Below are 18,431 nucleotides of genomic sequence, written 5' to 3' on the forward strand. Positions count from 1 at the left end.
ATGGCGTCCATGGACATCTTCAACTCGTCGGCCTTCTCGATGACTTCGCTCACCGGCGCGGTCAATAAGGTCGGCTACAAGCCCCAGCTGCTGGGCTCGCTGAACATCTTCGAGCCCATGCCAGTTCGCACCCGCACGGTCTTCGTGGACCGTCGCGAGGGCAAGCTGACACTGATTCCGTCGAGCCCGGTCGGTGCTCCGCCCAAGGAGCTGGTCGTGGACCCGCGCAATGCGGTGCCGCTGAAGACCACGCGTCTGGCCGAGGGCTTCACCCTCTACGCCGAGGAGATCCAGGGCATCCGCGCCTTCGGCTCCGAGACGGAGTTCGCCCAGGTCCAGGCCGAGTATCTGAAGCGCATGGCTTCGGTTCGCGACGACATGGACCTGACGCACGAGTTCCACCGCTTGGGCGCCCTGCAGGGCCTCCTGCTGGACGCGGACGGGACTACGGTGATCTACAACTACTTCACCGAGTTCGGCGTCACCGAAGCCCCGGCTATCGACTTCGACCTGGACAACGCCAATCCCGGCACTGGCGCGATCCGTCTGAAGACGGCCGAGGTCATCCGCTCCATGTCGCGTTCGGCCGGCGGCGCCTTCACGCCGGGCACTACCATCCACGCCCTCGTCGGCGATGCCTTCTACGACGCGCTGATCACGCATCCGGAAGTCGAGAAGACGTACCAGAACTGGGCGGCTGCTGCGGACCTGCGTCAGGATCGCACCTGGCAGGCGTTCACCTACGGCGGGATCACCTGGCACAACTACCGGGGTACGGACGACAACTCGACCGTCGCCATCGATCCGGACGAGGCCAAGTTCTTCCCGGTCGGCGCCAAGGATGTCTTCAAGAAGGCCATGGCTCCGGCGGAGTTCGGCCCGTACGTGAACACGCTGGGCCAGGACACCTACGCCATGAACATCCTTGACCGGGACCGTCAGGCGTGGACCCGCGGCGAGCTGTACAGCTACCCGCTGTACTTCTGCCAACGTCCGGACGTGCTGCGTAAGGGGGTGAAGTGATGGCTGACTTCACCACCTACGCCGTGAAGAACGGCTCGGCCCTCGACAAGGCCTTCAAGGTGCGCGGCGGCTTCCATGTCGTCGCGGCTAACTCTGAGGCGGAGGTCGCCAATGCGCGGCCGCTGACCGAAGAGCAGATCGACGCCTTCGCCCGTGATGGGGTGAAGGTAGCCGAAAAGAAGGCCAAGGCGCGCGATCCCCTGGATCACGACGGTGACGGCAAGAAGGGCGGCGCTGCTGCCCCGAAGGCCGAGGGCTGACCAATGGCGGGTTATGGCACCGACCAGGGCTTTGCGGACTGGCTGACCATGAACGGCCATGTCCTGCCCGAGAACGCGCCTGCGCCCGCCATCCTTCGGCAGCGCGGGAGCCAGTACATCGACGGACTGTACGGCTCCCGCTTCTCCGGACAGCCAACCGGGGGCTTTGCTCAGGATCGCGCTTGGCCGCGTTCTGACGCTAGCGCCCATGGGCAGTCGATCCCGGCCGACGTCATCCCCGGCGCCGTTGAGCAGGCGGCCTATGCGGCTGCCGTTCAGGAAGCGCTCAAGCCAGGCTCCCTATCGGTTACAGCGACGAGCGCCGGCGCCCTGAAGTGCAAGAAGATCGACGTCATCGAAAAGGAATATTTCGAAGGCAGCGGCGACGCCGTGGCCGACAACACGCTGCGCTTGAGCGCCGTCGAGGGCCTGCTCGCGCCTTACTTCTCCGCCCCGCAGATCGCTGTGTTTGTGGTCTGACATGACCTGTGCGACTGTCCAGATCGTGACCCGCCGCATCGACGCAGATGATCCGCGCCTGACTGCCCATCGAATGCCGATGGCGCTGGCGACGGAGACGATCATGGACTGCGCCTCGACGGCTGGTCAGATGCAGCAGGCTATCGCCCACGGCCAACCGCAGAGCGAAGTCCAGCGCTATCGTGATCTCGCTAAGGCGCAGTTTGAATCCTACCTCGATCTCATGGCCGAGGCCGCGCACCACGCAGGGCAGCTGAGGCCCTAAGCCCATGGCAAGACGACCGACCCAACGACAGCTCTTCGCGGAGCTGGCGGCGAAGTTTGGCGTGGAGATCGCAGCCGCCTTCTTGGAAGTGGTCGCGGACCTGAAATCCGGCGTGGAGTTCCAGCGTCTGCGGCTCGCCATTGAGCAAGGCGATCTGAACGGCGCCATGGAAGCGCTCCACCTCGACCGCGCCGCCTTCCACGCCCTGGAAGCCAAGATCAACGAGGCCTTCATCGCCGGAGGGCAGGCGGCGACGTCGTCAATGCCCGCAAGCGTCGCGGTCGGCTTCCGCTTCGACCCTGGCAACCAGCGCGCCGCCGCCATCATCCGCGCGACGGCCGGGCGCCTCATCACCGGCCTGCTGGAGACCGAACGCGAACAGGCCCGACAGTTCATCGCCGAGGGCATGGCGCGCGGCGCGCATCCTCGGGCAGTGGGGCTCGACCTGGTCGGCCGCATCAGCCGGGTGACCGGAAAGCGGGAGGGCGGCCTCATGGGGCTCTCTGCCCCGCAGCGGGCCTACGTCGCCACAGCGCGCGCCGAGTTGGCTTCAGCTGATCCGAAGCTGCTGGAGCATTATCTGACGCGGGGGCGGCGGGATCGTCGCTTCGACCGGTCCATCACCAAGGCGATCCGCGAGGGTCGCGCCGTGGACCCGGAGATCGCAGCCAAGGCCGTCACCGCCTATGAGCGTCGGCTCCTGCAACTGCGTGGTGAGATCATTGCGCGAACCGAGGGCATCCCCGCCATCCGGGCGGCCAAGAAGGAAGCCTATCAGCAGCTGGTCGACAGCGGCCGCATCGCCGAAGCCGAGATCGAACGGGCCTGGCACAACGCCGGGGACCGCCGTGTCAGGGACACCCACGACGCCATGGGCGGCCAGAAGGTGCGCGGCCTGACGCTGCCGTTCCAGAGCCCGAGCGGCGCCCTGATGATGTATCCGGGGGACGCCTCCCTCGGGGCCGGGGCCGACGAGATCGTGGCCTGCCGCTGCGACGAGAGCATTTCGATCAAGAGGGCGGCATGAGCATCATCACGGGTGAAGCCGAAGCCGCCTATGAGGACTTCGCCGAGGACTTTGAGGACGGCGTCTTGGAGGTGCCAGGGGAGGCGACCTCCGATGGCCAGGGCGGGTGGATACCGGGCGCTCCGGTGACGCATGGCTGTAAGGCGTTGGTCACCGACTACAGCGATTATCGCCGCATCAGCCTCGGCATCCCCGCGACGGATCGGCAGGTGCTGGTTCTTGGCGGAAGCCTGCCCGCCGGGGTGATCCCGGCCAAGGGGCACAAGGTCACCGCGCCGGACCCTTCCAACGGAGGGGCCATGCGCACCTTCGACGTCATCTCCAAGACCGGCGACCCAGCCAGCGCTCTCTACAAGCTGCAGGCCCGCTGATGGCCAAGGTCACGCTGTACGACGGCGTTCTCGCCCGGATCGCAGCGGATGCTGGAGAGAAGGGCCTGCGAGGCGCGCTCGGCAAGGCTGAGACGATCCTGAAGGAAGACATCCTGCGCCGGCCCGGCTCGGGCAAAATTTACGGCAAGCACCAGGCCTCCGCTCCGGGCGAGCCGCCCGCGCCGGACACCAACAACCTGCGTTCCAACACCAACGCCGATCCGAACATCCGCGAGGAGGGCGGCGATCTGGTTGGACGCATCGTCGCCAATGCGGGGTACGCCGAGGCGCTAGCGAAAGGCACCGAGCGTATGGCGCCGCGACCGTATTTTGACCTGCTGGCGACCGACCATACCGACGACCTCCGGCAGGCGTTTATCGAGGGGGCGAAGGATTGAACTCGACCGCCACGATCTTCGCCCGCCTGGCCGCTGTAGCCCCGTCGCTGGCCACCTGGAACAACGCCCCGGCCATCTTCAACGAGACGGCGCCTGACGACTTCCTCGACCAGGAACCGAAGCCCTCCGAGCCGTTCCTCATCATCGCTGTCCCGACCTCAGACGTGGCCATGGAGACCTTCAGCGAGACCGGGCGACTGATCGTTCAGGACGTGCGCGGCTATCAGCGCAGGACGGGTTCGGCAGCTGGCCTCGACGCTCTGATGCGGGAAGTCCGCGACCTCTTCCACAACCGCCCCGGCGAACTCCTCGTCACCGGCGGCAAGTGCGACGTGGCCCGCGTCACCGGCCCGGTCCAAGCCCCGACGACGGACGAGGCCTACACCGGCCGCCGCGTCACGATCCGACTGGATCTCGTCAACACCTGAACCCCGGCCCAGCCGGTCATCCCCAACGCGCCCAGGGCAGGCTGTGCGCGGCCTTTTCCATGCCTGCAAAGGAGCTGAGCAATGGCAACTCTCGTCCAAGGCGCTGTGAAGGTCGAGATCGACAAGTCGACGACCGAAACGCCCGATTGGGAAGTGATCCCCGGCGTCACCACGGCCTCGTACACGGGCGGCACGCCGCGCGAGACCGACGCCACCGATTTTGACACGCCGGTTGGCGAGACAGAAACTCTGTACGGCGCCCGCACCAACCCGCCCCTGACCTTCCAGATGCACCTCCAGCCCGGCGACGCGACGCAGGAGCTGCTGTTCACGGCCTACGCCTCGGCCGAGGACGTGAAGGTGCGCCTGAAGGGACTGACCAAGGCCACCGTGTTCGTCGGCCGCGTCGTCATCGGCGAGAGCCACAGCGTCGACGGCAAGATGATGAGCGATGTCTCGATCATGCCGAAGGCGGCGCCGGTTCGCGGTGCGGCTACCTGATGAGCGATGATCGCCGTGGGGTCGTGGAGTTGCCGCTGGGTGACCGAACGATCCCCCTTCGCTTCACATGGCGAGCGATCGACCAACTCGGCCGCGTCGGGGTCATTGAGACGCTCGACGTGGCTGCCTCGGGCAAGCCTGGCGACATGGAGGCTCTGGCCCGCCTAATCGTCATCGCCAGTGGCGGCCAAGTCCGTGAGGAGGAGTTGCTCGACGGCTTCGGTCTTCCGGCCGCTGAGGCCTATCTCGCCGTCCTGAAAGCGTGGGCCTTGGCTTCTCGCCGGCCGTCTGGGGTTGAGCGTGCCGTAAACCCTCTGATCCGCCTCTGGACGTCGTTGAAGACGCTTTGGAGGCGGCTTTCTCGGTCGGCCTGACCGAAACTGAGTTCTGGGACCAGACGCCCTACCTGACCCATCTCGCCATTCGGTCGCGCGGTCGCCGAGCCATCGAAATGGCGACAGCCCACGGATGGATGAGCGAGCGATTTGCCCGGGAGCCGCGGCTTTCGCGCCTGTCGTATTACCTGGAGGATCGCGAGGAGGAGGTCGCAGACGCGGGCGACGCACTGATCGCCAGCTTCGCAATGATGCATGGCCTTGGAGTTGATGAGGCCCACGACGCCGAATAGGGTTCGCCGAGCGGAGGGTGAGTCATGAAGCGATGGGCGGCGCTGGCGGCGGTGGGGGTTATCTCGGCGTGCGGACAGCCACTGACGGGCGACATCAAGGCTGATTACATCGAGTCTGTCTTCTCCGACGCCAAGCGGGAGGCCCTCCGGCGCGGAAAGCGCGATACCCTGGATGGGTTCTCCGTGAGGGTCGAAACCTCCGATAAGTTCGGCAACGACGGCGATGCTCCCGCTCTGTCGTTCTCATGGGGGCGATCTGACCTCGATAAGGTCAACTGGAAGGGGATCGCCGATTACCAATTGCTGGATCTGGCGTCGGTCCGCATTGATCATGCCAACGGCGTCGTGGCTTTCCACGACTGGTGCGACGAAAACGGTCGGTCCCTAACGCCGAGGCTTTGCGGCCCGGAACGCGCACGTGCGGAGGAAGAGTGGGTATCTCGAAACGGATAGCCGCCGCCTAGGAGATCACCATGACTGTGGCCGATCCCACCTGGCTGCACTTCATTTGGGTGGCGGTTGACGTTTCCAGATCCGGCGCGCAGCGCCCTTGCCAAGCTCCCAATAGAACAGATTGACCGCGCAAACCCCGGCAGCGGCCAGGAAGAAGGGAAGAGAGCCCCAGAGCATCTCCAATAGCGAGAGCTTGCCCCAGTTCTGAGCGACGCCCAGACCCAGGACGAGAACCAGCACGATGGCGATCGTCCAGCCGTTCACGCGACGAAAGCGTCTGTCGGCCGAGCTCAGGGTCCGACGGCTCGATTGAGACAGCTCGGGCGTTGAGACATCTGGCTTGGCCTTCTCCAGGCGGCTGATGCGCTCGTTCAGATCGGCAAAGCGGTCGTCGGGGTCGGTGGCCATGTCGAGAGAGTAGCAGGGCTCGAGGAGATCACCATGACTGAGGAAGAGGCGAGGGAGATCGTGGAGCGGTATGAGGGCCTACTTGCTCGAGTGGCTGGTCATAGCGCCCTGGACTGCGACCTCCCTCTCTATTTCGACGGCGCAGGCAATGTTCTCGTCAGCCAAACGGAGAGGATGACATGGCCATGTGTTCGCATCGTCCGCTCGGTCAGGGAAGTCTTCGCGAAAGGCTAGAACTTCAGAAGAGCGTCGATCTGTTGTCGCTTGGTGTGGCCGGCGTCTGTCACACCTAGCGTCAACGCTTCTCCGAATGCGACCAGCGCCACCGACGCCTTGCCAGCTTGGCGTTTCACAAGGTCGAAATCGTTCATTCGCCATATCTGTGCGGCCTGTCGCATCTGCGCTTGGACATTCTTGGCCGCCTCAATAGAGATCGGCCCCTGATCATTCAGAGCCTCGCTTTTGATGCTTAGGCGCCACATAGCCGCTGGCTCATATAGCACTACGGCGTCAGGGAACTGGTCGTCCATGAGCCACAGCCGGTGAGAGATGGTATCTCGCCCTGTTGAGGCGGCTTTGCAGCAGTCCATAATCTTGAAGAGCAGCGCTTTGTCGTCGGGAGTTAGGGCTTCGTTCGCCACTCTCTTCAGAGCTTTTGCCTGAGCTTGCGCGCCGCTCAAGCCCTCAAAAATCGCAATCGACGCCCCGGGGTTTTTGCCAAGCAACTTTGTAAGGAGGTGGCTGACATGCGCCTCCATCAATGAATGCTCCGCAACAGCCTCCATTCCCGCGGCGAAAAAGACCATTCGCTTCAGCACCACCTGATCATTGGTTAGCTGTGGTGAGACGTCGTCTGGATAGGCACTAGGCACGCTGTCACCCCCGTATGAGCGGCTAAGCTGCCTCGCTCGCAGAACTTCGTCACCCTGAACAGAATTCGAACAAGGCTCGCTCCGGCGGGCCTTTTTCTTTGGAGGCTGGCCTCAGTCGAAACCGCTACGTGGAGGCTCGGCCAGGCGAGGCAGCCCTTCCATCGGCGTCAGATACTCGCGCCAGATGTGGTGGGTGCGTTCCCGGATCAGCTCCATCTCGCAACTGGCGGCCATGACTGTACGGATCGTGCCAGGCTTCCAATAGGTGTCCACCGCACCACACGCCGCCTGCACATAGGCCCGCCACCGACGTTCGCCCTCACGGATTTCCGCTATCAAGGCCTCGGAGTCTCTCTCGCCGTTCTCGCGCAGGACCGCATAGGCGGTATCCGTGTACAGGCGCAGGTTCTCCTCCAGGGCCCTGACATCGCGCCCCGCGCAGACGTTCTGCTCCATCGTCGAGCCTGCGTTGGCGCAGTCGAGATCTGGCCAATCGTCCTGAACCGTCGCCGAGCTGATCGACAGCGCACCGAATAGAGCCAACAGCGCCGCCATCGCGACCTCCCTTGAGTGAACTAGGCGCCGATACTGGCATCCGCGCTGGATGCTGACCATTCGAGAAAATGGGCAACGCGCAGCCCTCCCAAAACTGGAGCCTTCCCATGTCCGACGCCCCTGTAGTGGGTTCGGCAGCCTTTGAGCTGCGTGCCACGACCGACAAGCTGAAGTCCGACCTGGCCCGCGCCGAGCGCGAGACCAAGGCCGAGATGAAGAAGGTCGAGGACGCCGCTCGCCATGCTCAGGCTGAGCTGAAGCGCGCCTTCTCGGATGCTGGTCACAGCGAGTTCGAGCGCTCTATGCGGATCATCCGCAACGCCTCGAACTACACCGAGGACGAGGTGCGGGCAGCGGCCGAGCGCGTCGCTAAAGACCTGAAGGGTCGATACCGCGATCTGGGCGCCGACATCGGCCAGACGTTCGCGGGCATTTCGCGATCCGCCCAACTCGCCTTCGCAGCGATCACGGCCTACTCGCTGAAACTCGCGGCTGACGCTGAAGAGATCGAAGCGTCATTCGATATGGCGTTCGCCACGGGAGCGAGGGGCGCTCGTATTTTCTCCGAAGCTCTAGCTGACGCCTCGGGCCGTGACGCTGTGATTCTGCGAGAGCAGATGACCAAGCTCCAACTGGTTCTGACCGGAACCGGCGTTGCTGCTCAAACCGCGACGAAGATGGTCGAGGCCTTGACGGCGCGCGGCGTGGACGCTGGGGCGATGTTCAATGTCTCCGACGCGGAGTCCCTTCAGAAGATCGTCTCTGGCCTTACGGGCGAGACCGAGCCGCTCAAGGCCTTCGGCGTCGTGATCAGTCAGGCGGCCGTCGAGGCTGAGCTTCTTCGCCTCGGCTTCAAAGGCAACGCATCGGAAGCCGACGAGGCCGCCAAGTCCATCGCACGGGCTAACCTCATCATCGAGAAGCTTGGGGTAGCTGAAGGGCGCGCGGCAACGGAAGCCGACTCGGCCACCGGCAAGACCCGCGCGATGACGGCGGAGTTCAACAAGGCTGCGCGTTCGCGGGGCCAAGAGCTTCCCCCCGCCATGACGCAGGTGTTTGGCGCGGCCACGAACGTCTTGAAGGCCTTCAACGACCTTCCGGGAGGTGTCCAAGTGGCGGGCCTTGCCCTGCTGGGCCTGGTCGCTGCCGGTGGGCCAATTGCAGGCGTCCTCGCCGGTCTGGGCAAGATCATCAAGCTCGCAAACGATACGCGCCTCGCGCTGGCAGGCGTAGTTGCAGGTGGCGCAAAGGGGGGCGCAATCCTTCCGCTGGCCGGTTCGGCTGCCCTTGGGGCGGGTCTGCTGGTCAGCCAAGGGTCGTTCGCGCCCGCCCCAACACGCGATGAGGCTGCGGTTCGGCGAGACCTGGCATTCAATCGAAGCAACCTCGCTCGCCTGGAGCAGGAAGGCGCCTCAGCAAGCCGTCGCCAGAGGATTGAGCGCCGGATCACGTCAAACTTGGCGGAACTGTCTCGCATCCAGAAGGCCAGCGACGCCGCAATCCCGTCCGCTCCTGAAGTCGATACATCGGTGCCGGGCGGCTTCTCGCTTCCCCCGGCATTGCTGCAACCCGGCGGGGCTAAAGAGGATAGACGCAGCGGTCGTGTCCGCACCGGCCTGACAGAAGCCGACATCGCCGCCATGCGCGAGGCGCTCGACCTGCAGAATGCGCTGGATCTCGCCCGAGCCAGTGGCAACAGCGCCCAGATCAAGGCGCTGGAGCGTAAGCAGGAACTGGCGCGACTGACTGCCGACTTCGAGCGAGCCGGATATGAGGACGCCGCCACCAAGGCGCAGGATCATCTGAAGGCGCTTGATGCCATTCGCGATCGTTCTGAACAGATCGCCGATTGGGAGCAGAAGAGCCTCGCGTTCTGGGAAGAGCTGGGTGAAAGCGTTCGTCGCCAGAACGATCTCCTCCTCGACCGCCTGGGCTTCGAAGCCGAGATCGCCCGGCTGGAAGGCGACCCCGACCGCATCAAGGAGCGGGAGCGCGAACTCTGGATCGAACAGCGGATCAACGACCTGCTATCGCTGCGCACTGATCTGAAGACGGATGCAGAGCGCCGCTCACAAGCGGAGAACGAGTGGCAGCGCCTGGACACGGCCGACCAGACAGGCCGGATGCGAGACGAGTTCCGCTACGCCTTCACCGATGGGATCAAGGCCGCCATCGACGGCGACCTGGGCGGCTTCTTCGACAACCTGGCCGACCGCTTCACGACGCGGATGTTGGACAACTTGGCGGACGACTTGTTCGACCTCCTGACCGATGCCGCCAAGGGAATGGGCAAGGAGGGCGGCGGCTTCTGGTCGTCCATCGCCAGCGGGATCGGTTCAATCTTCAGCTTCGGCGGGGGCAGGGCGACCGGCGGCGCCATGAGCGGCGGCAACTGGTATCGCGTCGGGGAGCATGGTCCAGAAGATATCCTCATGCCGCGCAACGGGTTTGCGATGCCGTTGGGTGCGCTGGCCTCTGGCGGGTCAGGACAGGCTCAAGTCCAGCGCGTCCAGCACGAGGTCATCGTCAGGCCGGAGCGGGACAGCTTCATCGCCCTATCGACGGAGACGGCCGCGCCGCTATCGGCCCAGGCCGGGGTCGCCTCGTACCAGGCGAGCGAGGGCCAGCGGCAGCGGGCGGTTCGGATCGCGCCATATCGCAGGGGGCGTTGATGCCGGTTCTGACACTTCCCTCCAGTCCGGCGCCTTCGGGCATGGGCATCGAACTCCTGACCAACAAGAACGTGCTGGTCTCGGCTCTTGGGGGTGATGAACAGGAGCGGCAGCGCAAGGGCTCTCGCTATGCCCTGACCTTCACCATGCCGCCCATGAGCTACGTCACCTCCATGGCGTGGGACGACTTGAACGCCGAGGGCGCGACGGTTCTGATGGCGGTCTATCAGCCGGGGTTTGATGTTGGATCACCAGGAACTCCGCGCGTGAACGGAGCGGGGCAGGGCGGCATCTTCCTGACTGTCGATGGCCTGACGCCCGGCTACGTGGTCCGCAAGGGCCAGTTTCTGAACGTCGTCACTCTGGGGCGCCACTACCTCTATCGGGCAGCTGCGGATGCAACCGCGAACGCTTCAGGTCAGGCGCAAATCCAGCTGCGGACCATGCTGCGCTTCCCGCCCCAGGACAACGATGTGGTGAAGCTGGCGGCCCCCATGATCGAGGGCTTTGTGCGCGACATGAAGAGCTGGGAGGTCGGTGTCGATCGGCTGGTCATGATCCAGTTCAAGGTGAGGGAGACCGCCTGATGGATCCGGTCCTCTCCAACGCCCAGCGCCAGCCCGCCTACGTACCGTGCGTGCTTGTTCGGATGGAGTTGCGCTCTGGCGTCGTGCGGCTGACGGACGGCGGGTTCGCGGTCTATGGGGGCGAGCTCTACCTCGCGGCGCATCCTGGCATCGGGTCGCTGGACACCATCGGCCAACTGACCGAGGGCGGCTCCGGCACGACGACCCGCTCTGAACTGATGATCAATGCCGAGAGCGACGTCGCCGTCGCAGCGCTGTCCGATCCACTAAACCAAACGGGCCTCGTTCAGTGGTGGGAAGGCTCGATCGATCCGGCGACCGGCCTCCTGATCGGCCAACCCCTCCTGAAGTTCCAGGGCCATTACGACAAGGCCCGATTCAGCGTCGACGAGAGCAGTTGGTCGGTCGTCATCGAGTGCGGCACCGAGTCTGAGCTGCAGTTGATCCCGAACACGGACTGGCGCGCGAACGACGCGATGCACAGGAAGATCTGGGGCGAGTTGGGCCACGCCAATGTCTCGCGCCTGACCGATGCCGACTACTGGCGCACAGAGGCGCCTCCGGGGGCGATCAGCTCCAGCCGTCCCGCGCCCGGCGGGGGAGGCGGCGGCGGTTTCCGCGACTGGCCTGGCGTCATCCAAAACCAAGTCTGAGGTCTCATGAATATCTGGGATGAAAGGGTGCGGGTCGCCCAGCAATGTGCTGCGCGCTTCATCGGCAAGCCCCTCGACTTCAAGCAGTACGACTGCGTGCGTCAGGCTCGCTACGTCCTGCACCTGCGCAAGCAGTCTACGGGCCTGCTCAAGGGCGTGAAGTGGGGCTCAGAAGCCGGGGCCTATCGCGCCATGCGCAAGCTGGGCTTCGCCTCTCTCATTGAGGGTGTGGATGCGGCCGGGTTGCTGGCGATCCCTTTCTCCATGGTTCGCCCCGCCGATCTGGTGGCGATGCCGGGTGATGACGCCTTCGGCTGCAGCATCGGCGTCTACCTCGGGGACGGCCACGTCAGCGGCTACCAGGACGGCGCCGATGTCGGGGTGGCGATCAAGCTCGCGCCCGACTTTCTCCCCCTGAAGGTTTGGATGGTCTGATGGCGAAGGCTGTGAAAGCGGTCGGCACGGCGATCATGATCGTCGGTGCGGTCGTGGCTACCGGAGGCATGGCTCTGGCGATGGGCGCCGGCGTTGGTTTGTTGGGTTCAGCCAGCCTCGCGACCAGTGCCGTGCTGTCGGTGGGCAGCTTCAGCGTCTCGGCTGGAGCCCTGCTTTCAGTCGGCAGTCTGGTATCCAGCATCGGCGGGTCTCTTGCCCAGCCGAAGGTCTCGAGCGCAGGCGGCGCGCTTGGGTGGGTCGGTGATCCGAACGGCCCTCTGCACTTCGCCGCGGGACGGATCGCGGTAGGTGGCGACCTGCGCCACAAGGCTGCCTATGGCCCGAACGACCGCATGTATTTCAGCGCGGTCACGGTCGTCTCTGATGCCGGGCCAATCGACGCCTTCGAGAGCTTCACGGCGAACGATATCGCCGTCACCTTCGACGCCAGCGGCAAGGCGAATAGCTCCTACTACGCCAATGTCATGTGGCGCAGGACGCAGCTGGGTTTTCAGCCCGAGGGATCGTACCTCGCCTCTCCATCGGGCCTCCAAGGCGGGGCTTCGCTTCCGAACTGGGGAGCGAGCCACAAGCTGTCAGGCAAAGCGGCTTTCATCCTCACGCTGTCCGAGAACAGCAAGCACTCGGCCTACAAGGGGCAGTATCCCAAGCCTCGCACGATCATCCGCGGGCTGCGCGTCTATGACTGGCGACGCGACAGCACCTATCCGGGCGGCTCCGGCCCCCAGCGTCTGAATGACCCGTCCACCTGGGCCTATAGCGCGAACCCGATCTTGTGGTCGGTGAAGTGGCTTCTGGGGCTCTGGGAGGGTCCGAACGGCAAAGGCGCCCCTCAGGCCGACTATCAGGTCGGAGGCATCGGCACCCGCTGGGAAAATATCGACGTCGCCGCCTTCACCGAAGCGGCCAATATTGCGGACACGCACGGCTGGACCTGCGCGGCCTGGCCCTCGACCGACGACGACAAGGCTCAAGTGCTGGACGCCTTCCTGCAGGCGGGCGGGGCCTATTACATCGAGCGTGCGGGTAAGGCGTCGTGCATTCACCGTGCGGCTCCGCGCGTCAGCGTAGCGACCATCACGGCGGCCGACACGGCCGGGCCTATCGAACTCGACACCAGCGCCAGCTACCTCGACCGGAAGAACACCGGCGTCGCGACCTATTTGTCCGAGGCCGATGGATGGAAGATGACGGCTCTGCCGGAGGTCTCGTCCTCCCAATGGGTGACGGAGGATGGCGGCCGTAAGCGTTCGGTGCCCGTCACCTACAGCTACGTCGACAAGGCCAAGCAGGCGGCCGAACTGATCTGCCTGGGGCTCGCCCATACTCGGGAGGGCATCTCGGGTCGCATCCCGCTCAAATCCTACATGCAAGGGATCGGCCCGGGATCGGCCTTCACGATCACCGAGCCCGAGTTCGTGCTGGACGGGCTGAAGTGTCTCTGCCTGGAGACCAACTACGACGCGAACACCGGCGTTCACACGGTGACCTTCGTGTCGGAGACCGATGCGAAATATCCCTACGCATTCGGGCAAACGCCCAGTCCCCCGCCGCCACCGGCCTTAACTCCGGTCGACCCCACGCATGTGTCGCCCCCGCTCCCCGGCGACTGGACGATCATTCCCCGTCCCCCGGCGCCCGGCGGCGGCCAGCTTCCCGGCTTCGACCTTGGCGGAATCGTTTCAAACGAGACGGCCACGGCGGTCATCGTTGAACATGGGCCGACCGACACCGGGCCGTGGACCCAGGCGTACCAAGGCCCTCCGACCGTCACGAACATCCCGATCGATGGCCTCCAGCCGGGCGCGACCTATTACATCGCCGTCCAGTACCAGCGCGATCAGAACTACTCCGAACGCTACGTTTACGGCCCCTACACGGCGCCCAACTTGGAGCCGTCACACCTGAACACTGAGCCGGTCCAGGACGTCCTCGACAGGCTGACGAACACGGCGACGCTGGCGGATCAAAACCGTCAAGCGGTCGAGGCTCTGGAAGAGGTCTACGGCGACACGGCCAGCGCGGCGACTTCGGCGGCGGCTGCGGCGGCTTCTGAGGCTGCGGCCACCCAGGCAAAGGCTGACGCGCTCATCGCTAAGGCTGGTGCGGAAAGCTCCGCAAGCGCGGCCCAGACCGCCAAGACCGCTGCGGAAACCGCTCGGGCGGGCGCGGAAACGGCGCAATCCTCGGCAGCGAACAGCGCGACGACGGCGACCGGAGCCGCAGCCACAGCGACGACGCAGGCCGGTATCGCCACCACGGCCAAGAACGATGCCCAAGCCGCATCGAGTGCCGCCGTCACGGCTCGCAATCAGGCCTCGTCGTTCGCAGATGCAGCGGGGGTGAGTGCTGCGGCGTCTCAGGCATCGTCTGTGTCGGCCTCGGCGGCGAAAGATGGAGCGGTCGGTACGGCCATCGCGGGGCTTCCTGACGCCATCGCAGCCGATCTGTGGACGGACCTCGGAACGTCGGGGGCTCCGGCGGATCGGCCGAGCCTGGCGCCTCAGCGCGTGGTTAACGGTGCGTTTGTCCCTCCGATCGGCACCATCCTGAACGCCGGACCCAAGCAGCGTGTGCGCTGGGTTCAAGGCAAGGTCATCGAGATCAGGCTACGCGCCGAGGTCCCGGCCGGGACGCCCGCCGCCAGTGTCCGCATCGGCGTCGCCCGGTTCGACGCGAACCACGCCAGCCTAAACTACGGCTCGTGGATGGCCATAACCCCGGTTGCTTCTGGCGGCAGCGCAGAAGTGGTGTACCGCATCGGCTGCGGGGTATCGGTTCCGGGCGGCAGCACGATCAGCCCGGGCCCCGAATGGCTGTCGCTTGGATGCACCCCGAACCTCAACGCAGCGGCCAGTGCGGGGGAGCCCGGCGCTCAGATGCGGATCACGGCCTTTTCGGTTCGCGACATCACCGAAAGCGTCAACGCTGCCGGTTCAGCTTCAGCGGCGGCCACTTCGGCGGCCAGCGCGGCGGCCAGTGATACGGCTGCGGGGCAAGCCGCGAGTGCGGCACAGACCGCAAAAACCCAAGCCGAAACTGCGCGAGGTCAGGCCCAGACCGCAGCGACCCAAGCCGCCAGCAGCCGCGACGACGCGGCGGGCTCGGCGGCGAGCGCCAGCAGTAGCGCCACCAACGCGGCGAACAGCCGGGACGCGGCTGCTGGTTCTGCGACGGCGGCTGCAGGGTCTGCGTCCACGGCCAATACCAAGGCGACAGAGGCGGGCAACTCTGCATCGGCTGCACAGGCATCACAGGTCGCCGCCACAGCCGCCAAGGATGCCGCCGAAACTGCCAAGGGGCAGGCGCAGTCGTCCGCCTCTGCCGCGTCCACCTCAGCGAGCAACGCAGCCGCATCGGCCACAACTGCGGGCGAGAAGGCGGCGGCGGCGGAGGGATCGGCAACGACGGCTGCTACCCGCGCAGGCGAGGCACTGACCTATCGCAATCAGGCAGCATCTTCGGCTTCTGATGCGGCGGGATCGGCGGTGACGGCATCGACGGCATCTGGGACGGCGGTATCTGCCAAAAACGACGCCCAAGCCGCCGCTGCGACAGCAGTGACGCAAGCGTCAAATGCCAGCGCATCTGCATCATCAGCCCAACTTAGCGCCAATCTCGCCGCCTCGGTCAGCAGCCGATCCGGCAACCTCCTGACCAACACCGACTTCGCCACCACTGCGGGGTGGACGGCCAACGTGCCGATCAACATCAACGGGGGGCCGTCCGGCTATCACCCACTAGGCGAGCGGGTGCTGACGGTTAGTCATGCCACGGCGCAGGTCGACGTCTATTCGTCGCGCGTGTCGGTCGAGGAGGGCAAGTGGTATGAGGTGAGCGCCTATCTTCTGGCGCACAGGTCTCAGGTCAAACTCTTCATCCGCTGGGTTAACGCGGCTGGCGGCTACATCTCTTCGCCTGAGACTGCCTGGACGACAAAGAGTGGCGGCGGCAACTCGTCCTTGTCCGATTACGCCCGACTGTGGCTTAAGGCGCAGGCCCCGGCTGGAGCCGTCGCCGCCGTCCTGATGGCCCGTAAGAGCACGACGCAATCGGGTGCCGATAGCTGGATGTGGATGGCGCGGCCCATGTTGGCTGAGACCTCCGCGACCGCGACCGGGCCTGCGCTCTACACGGTCGGGTCGGGCAGGGATGTGCTGGACGCCGTAGATGCTCGCGCATCCCTGGCGCTATCGACTTCCGTCGATGCAGTGACGCGGCTAGGCCAAGCTGCCTTTGAGCTGATCCTCGCCTCTGGCGGCAACCCGGCCTACATCAAGGCGCTGGCTGGGCCGGGAGGCAGTGAGATTGCGTTCGCCGCGACCAAGCTGCTTCTGCGCAACGTAGTGGGCGACCAGATCGTCACTGCCTTGGAGTTGCTCAACGGAGAAGCCTATTTCGGCGCGCCGGTCAGCGTGGACATATCGGGCCGTCGCCTGACGATCGGTCCCGGCTTCGGCGTGTCGAGCGGTCTGGTTCTGTGGTTCGGACCCAACACTGTTTCGCTGGCGAGCATGAGCCGCACCAACGGCTATTTCGCGCTCGGAACTGACGGCAAGGTCTATTACGGCAACGCTGAACTCGGCGCAGGCGGCGGGACGGGCGGCGCAGCGATGATGCGCGCGTCGTGCGCCGGATCGGTCAACAGCACGTCGTTTGCGACACTGGCGTCCGTGACCTTTGCCAATCGTCCGGCCACGGGCTGGTGGGACGCGTCGATCTTTGGCCTCAGCGGGTCGAGCGACGGCTTCGCGGACAACGACATTGAGTTCAGGGTCATCGAGCAAGGCGCAACGACCCCGCTCGCGACCGCGACCATTACCGTGCCGGCCGGAGTCCCTGGCCTGCTGAGCCCGTATTTCAGCCCCAGCGCGCCGTGGCCGCAGACCCGACCGGCCGGGAACCTGACGCTGCTGTTGCAAGCCCGCCGCGCTGGCGGCTTGGGGTCATCGACGTTCAGCGCTGGCGATTTCACCGTCAACTACACGCCCGGCCTATGACCGGAGAAAGGCCATCATGACAATCACCCTCGAAGACCACCTCTCGGCCCGCCGCACACATCAGGATGCTGTGGGGCAGAAGCTCTGCGAAATCCTGAACCTGATCGAGCAGGGGCAGACGGACGGACTGTATCCCGACGGGCTGACCGCCGAACTGGCCCAGGTGCGCCTTCTCGCCATGGTCAACGCCAAGGTGCTGTGCGCGCCGGAGCCCGAGGCCGAAGAAGAGCCTGAGGCCCCGGCCGAGCCGGAAGCCTGACGAGCCCTCAAGTCTCTTCTTCGAGGGCCCGTCTTTTGTCATTCGGCGTCTCATCGGGTTCGCCGTCCGCGTCCAGATCTCCGAACGGCTTGGCTCGGCCTTCTTGCGTGATCGCTGCATTGATGGCGAACATCAGTCCGAGCAGCAGCATGGCGCCAAGGGCTAGAAGCAACACTCGCGGGGTCAAGTCCATAGACCTAGAGCGTATGCGGGGCCGCCCTGGTTCCTCCCTCCACCTCAAACCCATCGCGTAGGAGCCCGCATGTCCGCAGGCGACGAGATCATCACTCCGGTCAGCAAGCCGGAGGCCCAGGCCCTGGCTGAAATCCATGCCATGCGCGGGCTGACTGACGCGGTCGCCGCGCTAGGCCGTCAGGTCGAGCGGATGAACGCCAAGGTCGATGACGTGCGCGAACGGGTCATCAAGCTGGAGGCGCGCGAGTACGAGCGCCAGATCGAGACGCTGAATGACCGCCTGTCCGCAGCCTTCAAGCGGATCGATGATCTGGAAGGGACGCGGGACCAGCAGAAGGGAGCCAAGGCCCTGGTCGACTGGCTGCGTCAGACGGCGCCGTGGCTTCTGGCCGGCACCGCCGCCTTCGTCGCCGGGATCGGCATCAAGAATGGAGCTGGGTCATGAGCCGAAAACCGCCCCGGTGGTGGCCGCAGGTGATCAACCTGCCGCGCACCACGACAATCCTCGCCCTCGGCTTCCTGGCCGGAAACCTGCTGTTCTTGCCGGTGATAGCCTGGCTGGGCGACATGGTGGCCGAGCGCTACGCCGATGCGGTCATGTTGGTGGCGTCCATGTTCAAGGACGGGATGCTGCTGATCCTCGGCTTCTACTTCGGGCGGAATCAGGCGTCGGAAGCCAACTAGAGCAGGCGCTCATTCCCGGTCAGGCGTTTGAAGAGGCTGTCGAGCGCCGCGAGCAGATATCCACCAAGTCCAGTCATATCAGGCCAACAGGCTGTGCAGGATCTGGTTCCTAATCGGCCATTAGCTGTGATTGTCGGCCTTCTGCTTGGCGGCGCTCCCGCACCGTTCCCGAAGCTGTTGCCACGTGGCCTTGCCTTCCAGCCCGAACACATCTGACTGCGTGTAGCCCTCCCCCAAAAGAGCCCTGCGCACTTCG

Annotated in this window: 24 protein-coding genes; 20 read left to right on the forward strand and 4 right to left on the reverse strand. The window is 65.1% G+C overall.

Annotation, left to right across the window (positions count from 1 at the left end):
* The 12 genes from B3D50_RS01425 (at position 1) to B3D50_RS01480 (ending at position 5,834) form a co-directional block, all read left to right on the forward strand.
* A complete protein-coding gene (locus B3D50_RS01425; protein WP_286949057.1) occupies positions 1–1,023 on the forward strand; it encodes a major capsid protein in 1,023 nt (340 codons plus the stop codon).
* Complete coding sequence (locus B3D50_RS01430) at positions 1,023–1,283, forward strand: hypothetical protein (protein WP_119413595.1); 261 nt, start codon at positions 1,023–1,025, stop codon at positions 1,281–1,283. The genes B3D50_RS01425 and B3D50_RS01430 overlap by 1 nt, the downstream gene beginning before the upstream one ends.
* Positions 1,284–1,286: 3 nt before the next feature.
* Positions 1,287–1,763, forward strand: a complete 477-nt coding sequence (locus B3D50_RS01435; protein WP_286949061.1) for a DnaT-like ssDNA-binding protein — start codon at positions 1,287–1,289, stop codon at positions 1,761–1,763.
* 1 nt (position 1,764) lies between these two features.
* Positions 1,765–2,028, forward strand: a complete 264-nt coding sequence (locus B3D50_RS01440; RefSeq protein WP_286949063.1) for a hypothetical protein — start codon at positions 1,765–1,767, stop codon at positions 2,026–2,028.
* Between the two features lie 61 nt (positions 2,029–2,089).
* Positions 2,090–3,055, forward strand: a complete 966-nt coding sequence (locus B3D50_RS01445) for a hypothetical protein (protein WP_286949065.1) — start codon at positions 2,090–2,092, stop codon at positions 3,053–3,055.
* Positions 3,052–3,426 carry a hypothetical protein gene (locus B3D50_RS01450; RefSeq protein WP_286949067.1) on the forward strand — a complete coding sequence of 125 codons (375 nt, stop codon included), beginning with the start codon at positions 3,052–3,054 and terminating at the stop codon, positions 3,424–3,426. Before B3D50_RS01445 ends, B3D50_RS01450 begins: the two co-directional genes overlap by 4 nt.
* Complete coding sequence (locus B3D50_RS01455) at positions 3,426–3,824, forward strand: hypothetical protein (RefSeq protein ID WP_286949068.1); 399 nt, start codon at positions 3,426–3,428, stop codon at positions 3,822–3,824. The genes B3D50_RS01450 and B3D50_RS01455 overlap by 1 nt, the downstream gene beginning before the upstream one ends.
* Positions 3,821–4,252 carry a hypothetical protein gene (locus B3D50_RS01460; protein WP_286949069.1) on the forward strand — a complete coding sequence of 144 codons (432 nt, stop codon included), beginning with the start codon at positions 3,821–3,823 and terminating at the stop codon, positions 4,250–4,252. Before B3D50_RS01455 ends, B3D50_RS01460 begins: the two co-directional genes overlap by 4 nt.
* Before the next feature lie 81 nt (positions 4,253–4,333).
* On the forward strand, positions 4,334–4,753 hold the full coding sequence (locus B3D50_RS01465) for a hypothetical protein (protein ID WP_286949070.1): 420 nt from the start codon (positions 4,334–4,336) through the stop codon (positions 4,751–4,753).
* Positions 4,753–5,127 (forward strand): hypothetical protein, encoded by a 375-nt coding sequence (locus B3D50_RS01470; RefSeq protein WP_286949072.1) that lies wholly within the window; start codon positions 4,753–4,755, stop codon positions 5,125–5,127. Before B3D50_RS01465 ends, B3D50_RS01470 begins: the two co-directional genes overlap by 1 nt.
* Positions 5,100–5,381, forward strand: a complete 282-nt coding sequence (locus tag B3D50_RS01475; protein WP_286949074.1) for a hypothetical protein — start codon at positions 5,100–5,102, stop codon at positions 5,379–5,381. The genes B3D50_RS01470 and B3D50_RS01475 overlap by 28 nt, the downstream gene beginning before the upstream one ends.
* Before the next feature lie 24 nt (positions 5,382–5,405).
* Entirely contained in the window at positions 5,406–5,834 is a 429-nt protein-coding gene (locus B3D50_RS01480) for a hypothetical protein (protein WP_286949076.1), read from the forward strand.
* Positions 5,835–5,885: 51 nt separating this feature from the next.
* On the opposite strand, the gene B3D50_RS01485 is transcribed toward B3D50_RS01480, so the two are convergent.
* The 3 genes from B3D50_RS01485 to B3D50_RS01495 form a co-directional block, all read right to left on the reverse strand.
* On the reverse strand, positions 5,886–6,242 hold the full coding sequence (locus B3D50_RS01485) for a hypothetical protein (RefSeq protein WP_286949078.1): 357 nt from the start codon (positions 6,240–6,242) through the stop codon (positions 5,886–5,888).
* Between the two features lie 230 nt (positions 6,243–6,472).
* Positions 6,473–7,048 (reverse strand): hypothetical protein, encoded by a 576-nt coding sequence (locus tag B3D50_RS01490; protein WP_286949080.1) that lies wholly within the window; start codon positions 7,046–7,048, stop codon positions 6,473–6,475.
* Positions 7,049–7,225: 177 nt separating this feature from the next.
* The gene (locus tag B3D50_RS01495; protein WP_286949082.1) at positions 7,226–7,669 is read right to left on the reverse strand and encodes a lysozyme inhibitor LprI family protein; all 444 of its coding nucleotides are present in this window, start codon (positions 7,667–7,669) and stop codon (positions 7,226–7,228) included.
* 107 nt (positions 7,670–7,776) lie between these two features.
* On the opposite strand from B3D50_RS01495, the gene B3D50_RS01500 reads away from it, so the two are divergent.
* The 6 genes from B3D50_RS01500 to B3D50_RS01525 are packed head-to-tail and all read left to right on the forward strand — an operon-like array spanning position 7,777 to position 17,296.
* Positions 7,777–10,341: a hypothetical protein gene (locus B3D50_RS01500; protein WP_286949084.1), complete on the forward strand. Its 2,565-nt coding sequence runs from the start codon at positions 7,777–7,779 to the stop codon at positions 10,339–10,341.
* Positions 10,341–10,928 carry a hypothetical protein gene (locus B3D50_RS01505; protein WP_286949086.1) on the forward strand — a complete coding sequence of 196 codons (588 nt, stop codon included), beginning with the start codon at positions 10,341–10,343 and terminating at the stop codon, positions 10,926–10,928. The genes B3D50_RS01500 and B3D50_RS01505 overlap by 1 nt, the downstream gene beginning before the upstream one ends.
* Entirely contained in the window at positions 10,928–11,581 is a 654-nt protein-coding gene (locus B3D50_RS01510; RefSeq protein WP_286949088.1) for a hypothetical protein, read from the forward strand. The genes B3D50_RS01505 and B3D50_RS01510 overlap by 1 nt, the downstream gene beginning before the upstream one ends.
* A gap of 6 nt (positions 11,582–11,587) precedes the next feature.
* The gene (locus tag B3D50_RS01515; protein ID WP_286949090.1) at positions 11,588–12,016 is read left to right on the forward strand and encodes a DUF6950 family protein; all 429 of its coding nucleotides are present in this window, start codon (positions 11,588–11,590) and stop codon (positions 12,014–12,016) included.
* Entirely contained in the window at positions 12,004–17,037 is a 5,034-nt protein-coding gene (locus B3D50_RS01520; protein WP_286949092.1) for a fibronectin type III domain-containing protein, read from the forward strand. The genes B3D50_RS01515 and B3D50_RS01520 overlap by 13 nt, the downstream gene beginning before the upstream one ends.
* 16 nt (positions 17,038–17,053) lie before the next feature.
* Positions 17,054–17,296, forward strand: a complete 243-nt coding sequence (locus B3D50_RS01525) for a hypothetical protein (RefSeq protein WP_286949094.1) — start codon at positions 17,054–17,056, stop codon at positions 17,294–17,296.
* A 7-nt stretch (positions 17,297–17,303) separates the two neighbouring features.
* Here the strand turns inward: B3D50_RS01525 and B3D50_RS01530 are convergent, their stop codons facing one another.
* Positions 17,304–17,471, reverse strand: coding sequence for a hypothetical protein (locus tag B3D50_RS01530; RefSeq protein WP_286949095.1), 168 nt, complete (start codon positions 17,469–17,471; stop codon positions 17,304–17,306).
* An 87-nt stretch (positions 17,472–17,558) separates the two neighbouring features.
* Here B3D50_RS01530 and B3D50_RS01535 point away from each other — a divergent pair, with 87 nt between their 5' ends.
* Entirely contained in the window at positions 17,559–17,936 is a 378-nt protein-coding gene (locus B3D50_RS01535) for a hypothetical protein (protein ID WP_286949097.1), read from the forward strand.
* Complete coding sequence (locus tag B3D50_RS01540; protein ID WP_286949099.1) at positions 17,933–18,175, forward strand: hypothetical protein; 243 nt, start codon at positions 17,933–17,935, stop codon at positions 18,173–18,175. Before B3D50_RS01535 ends, B3D50_RS01540 begins: the two co-directional genes overlap by 4 nt.
* The last annotated feature ends 256 nt before the right edge of the window (positions 18,176–18,431 follow it).

The sequence above is a fragment of the Brevundimonas sp. UBA7507 genome (assembly GCF_002478355.1).
GTDB lineage: Bacteria > Pseudomonadota > Alphaproteobacteria > Caulobacterales > Caulobacteraceae > Brevundimonas > Brevundimonas diminuta_D.